Raw genomic sequence first — 4,204 nt, 5'->3', positions numbered from 1 at the left:
ATCAACGACCGCACACGCATCATGGCTTTCGGCGCCATCGAGATGGCTTTGTGGGACCTGCGCGGCAAGGCGTGGAACCAGCCGCTCTACCAGTTGCTCGGCGGCGCCGTACGCAAGGATATCCCGTTCACCGACTATTTTTCGCTGCGCGGTGATGGGCCAAAGGTGAAGGGCGAGACGACGCCCCAGGAAGTCGCCGACTATTGCGTCGAATTGCATGAGACGCATGGAACGACTTTCTTCGAAGGCAAGTTCTCGACCGAAGATCCGAAAATCTCGCTCAGGATGGTCGAGCTGATCCGCAGGAAACTCGGCGACGATGCGATGATCCGTATCGATTCCAACCAGGCCTATTCGCTCAGCACCGCGCGGCGGCTGGCGCGCCCGCTGGAAGAATTGGGCGTGCGCAACTGGGAGGATCCGGTGGCGACCATCGAGGAGATGCGCGAGTTGCGGCGCCATTGCTCGATCCCGTTCTCGACCCACAACATCGACATTGCGCGCGCCATGGAAACCAAAGTGCCGGACGCGTTCGTCGGCAACCCGACGACGCATGGCGGCATCGGCCGGCTGTTGCGCTTCGTCGGCGCCTGCGAGCATGCCGGGATCGATTTCTGGTGCTACAGCGGCGACAGCGGCATCGGCAGCGCCGCCTATCTGCATCTGTGCGCGGCACTCGGCTGGATCAGGGAGCCGAACCAGTCGCTGTTTCGCATGCTGCCGATGGATGTCACCGAGGAAGGACCGTTTTCGCCGAAAAACAATGTCGTGCGCGTTCCGGAAGGTCCCGGTCTCGGCGTCACCTTGTCGCGCGAAAACCTCGCTGCCTGTCACAGAGACTTTACCGAGAAAGGACCGTGCAACAAGTATCATGACCCGGCAAAGCCCGGAACCTATCGCCGTTTGCCGCTGAACTAGATGACGGCTAGCGGCCAAGACCGACGGCCAGACACGAGAAGCCAACCGCCGCGATTTCGGTCGGGAAGGTTGGACAAAGACGGTGGAAGCCGTGCAACCAACAACCCCGAGCGTCCACGCCACGACTGGATGGACCGGACAAAACCGCATGCTAAAGTTCCGGTAGACAGGCCTCCGGTGCCGGGAAAATGGAGCAATCCACGAAAATTTCGTCAACCATAAGAAATAGGGGAAAGGGTAAAAACCCATGAGCAAGAACCACAGCATTCTCGACCTTATCCGGCGCAATCGCACGCCGCTTGAAAATCACCTGATCGACGGCCTCGTCGACGGCCGTGTCAGCCGCCGCGACTTCGTCCGTCACGGCAGCCTGCTCGGCCTGTCGCTGCCGCTGCTGGGCCGCATCGGCATGGCCGCCGGCCTTGGCGGCATGCCGTCGCTGGCGCGCGCCCAGGGCGCGCCGGGCGCCACCATCCGCGTCGCCAGCAGTGTGCCGGCGGCGACGATCGACCCGGTCAGCATTGCAGACGCCGGCGGCCTGCTGATCATGCAGCAGGTTGCCGAATTCCTTTGCGTCGACGGCCCCGATCTGGTGCTGCAGCCGGCCTTGGCCGAAAGCTGGAAGCCGAACGACAACGGCACGGTGTGGACCTTCAAGCTGCGCAAGGGCGTAAAATTCCACAGCGGCGGCGAGATGAAGGCCGACGACGTCGTGGCCAGCATCGACCGCCTTGCCGACCCGGCCAACTCGTCCAATGCGCTGTCGGTGTTCACCGGCATCCTGCAGAAAGGCGCTTCAAAGAAGGTCGACGACTACACGGTGGAATTCCACCTCGATGCGCCGAACGGCAACTTCCCCTACATGCTGTCGTCCGACAACTACAACGCCGTCATCATCCCGGCGAGCTACAAGGGCGACTACGAAAAGAGCTTCGACGGCACCGGGCCGTTCAGAATTGAGAAATACACGGCAAAGGTCGGCGCGTCCTTCGTCCGCAACGAGGACTATTGGGGGCCGAAGGCCTTGCCCGAGCGCACCGAATTCACCTTCTTCACCGACATGCAGCCGCAGATCCTGGCGCTGCAGGGCGGACAGGTCGACATCATCAACCAGATGCCGGTGCTGGCCGGCGTCGCTCTGCTCAACGATCCGAACATCGACATCATCAGCCTGAAGTCGTCGGCCCATCAGCAACTGCACATGCGCTGCGACGAGGGTCCGTTGAAGGATGCGCGCGTGCGCCGAGCCATTGCGCTCTGCCTCGATCGCGACAAGCTGGCCGCCGGCCTGATGAAGGGACGCTCCGCCCTGGGCAATGACAGCCCGTTCGCCGCCGTCTATCCTTCGACCGATACGAGCGTGCCGCAACGCAAGCAGGATATCGCCCAGGCCAAGCAGCTCATGGAAGCAGCCGGCCTTGGCCAGGGCTTCAAGATAACCCTGACCACCGAACGCTACCTGGAAATCCCCGAATACGCCCAGCTCATCCAGAACTGGGTCAAGGAGATCGGCGTCGAGCTCGACCTCAACATCCTCGACCAGAGCGGCTATTACGGAGACGCGGTGTTCGGCAAGTCGAACTGGCTGGATTCGGTGATGGGCATCACCGACTACGGCCACCGCGGCGTGCCGAACGTCTATCTTGCGGCACCGCTGAAGAGCGAAGGCACCTGGAATGCGGCGCATTTCAAGAACAAGGACTATGACGCGCTGGCGACCAGCTACATCGCAGCACTCGACCTCGAGGCGCAGAAGGCCGACGCCGGCAAGATCCAGAAGCTGTTGCTCGAGGAAACGCCTGTTATTTTCGGCTATTTCTACGACTATCTGACGGCGACGGCGAAGGGCGTGGCCGGCGTACAGCCGACCGCCATGTCGCAGCTGTTCCTCGACAAGGCATCGAAAGCCTGAACTAACTCTTTGTTGGAGCATGACCTTTTCCGAAAACCGGTCCCCACTTTTCGGGATCATGCTCAAAGGGAAAGCCAATCCTCTAACAGCCAGCTCCCGCATGGGGCTGGCTCCACAAGGAGTCTTAGCCATTCTCTCCTTCCTTGCCCGGCGTGTCTCGCTGTCGCTGGTGACGCTGTTCCTGCTCAGCATCATGGTGTTCCTGGGCGGCCAGGTGCTGCCCGGCAACGTCGGGCGCGCCATATTGGGTCCATTCGCCGACCAGCGCGCGGTCGACGCGCTCAATCACACGCTCGGCGTCGATCGCCCGCTGCTGGCACAGTACTGGGGCTGGATCTCCAATTTCGTCCAGGGCGACATGGGCACGTCCTACATCTTCCGCTCGCCGGTCGCGCCTTTCGTCATCGATGCGCTCGGCAATTCGATGAAGCTGGCGGCGGTCGCCTTCGTGCTGGTGGTACCGATCGGCATCCTCGGCGGCGTCGTCGCCGCGCTCAACCTCAACCGCCCGCTCGACCGCATCATCAGCCTCGGCGGTCTGTCGGTGACGGTGCTGCCGGAATTCGTCACCGGCATCATCCTGATCCTGATCTTTGGTGTCTGGCTGCGCTGGCTGCCGATATCGGCCGCATGGCCGCGCGACGCCGGCTTCTTCACGCAGCTCTACTACCTGATCCTGCCGTCGCTGCCGCTGTTCCTGGTGCTATTCGGCTACATCGCCCGCATGGCGCGCTCCGGCATGATCGAAGCGCTCGATTCCGACTACACGCGAACGGCCGTGCTGAAGGGCCTGCCCTGGCGCACGGTGATCTGGCGCCATGTGCTGCGCAATGCGCTGCTGCCGACCATCACCGTTATCGCCACGCAGACCGGCTACCTCATCGGCGGCCTTGTCGTCATCGAAACGCTGTTTCGCTACCAGGGCATCGGCTCGCTGATCTTCACTGCCGCGCGCGGCAAGGATTTCCCGATGCTGGAATCCGGCATCCTCACCATCGGCATCGTCTATGCCGTGGCCACTCTTGTCGCCGACTTCCTCTATTCCGTGCTCAATCCGCGCATCCGGCTGGGGTCAGACCAATGAGCACCATCCAGACCACCTCCTCGACACCCGACGACACGCGCCCGCGCGGCCCGCTGGCCGAGGTCTTCTTCTCGCTGCTGCGCTCGCGAACATTCCTTGTCGGTTTCGCCATCGTGCTGTTCTGGGTTGCCTGCGCGCTGTTCGGCGAGCACTTCGCACCCTACGACCCGCTCGCCGACGACATCATCAACGCGCTGGCGCCGCCTTCTTCCGAACACTGGTTCGGCACCGACCAGATCGGCCGCGACGTCTTCTCGCGCGTCATCGTCGGCTCGCGCGACATCCTGACC

Annotated in this window: 3 protein-coding genes and 1 pseudogene; all 4 read left to right on the top strand. The window is 62.6% G+C overall.

Translation table 11 applies throughout. The annotated features are described in order from the left end of the window. Window positions 1-918: mandelate racemase/muconate lactonizing enzyme family protein (locus EN884_RS27860; RefSeq protein WP_128360849.1), on the top strand; the 918-nt coding region annotated here is incomplete at its 5' end. Window positions 919-1,165: 247 nt separating this feature from the next. Continuing rightward, window positions 1,166-2,830, top strand: coding sequence for an ABC transporter substrate-binding protein (locus EN884_RS27855; protein ID WP_013532880.1), 1,665 nt, complete (start codon window positions 1,166-1,168; stop codon window positions 2,828-2,830). Between the two features lie 100 nt (window positions 2,831-2,930). Further along, window positions 2,931-3,914, top strand: a complete 984-nt coding sequence (locus tag EN884_RS27850; RefSeq protein ID WP_181172681.1) for an ABC transporter permease — start codon at window positions 2,931-2,933, stop codon at window positions 3,912-3,914. Continuing rightward, window positions 3,911-4,204: pseudogene (locus EN884_RS27845) on the top strand (ABC transporter permease); the annotation flags it as partial. The gene EN884_RS27850 and the pseudogene EN884_RS27845, both read left to right, overlap by 4 nt.

Source organism: Mesorhizobium sp. M7A.F.Ca.AU.001.01.1.1, from assembly GCF_004022735.1.
GTDB lineage: Bacteria > Pseudomonadota > Alphaproteobacteria > Rhizobiales > Rhizobiaceae > Mesorhizobium > Mesorhizobium ciceri.
This window is presented reverse-complemented; position numbering and strand designations above follow the sequence as displayed.

Bases quoted from the DNA above. Each gene is read 5' to 3' on its own strand.
- EN884_RS27850 (WP_181172681.1), top strand. From the start codon at position 2,931: ATGGGGCTGGCTCCACAAGGAGTCTTAGCCATTCTCTCCTTCCTTGCC.
- EN884_RS27855 (WP_013532880.1), top strand. From the start codon at position 1,166: ATGAGCAAGAACCACAGCATTCTCGACCTTATCCGGCGCAATCGCACG.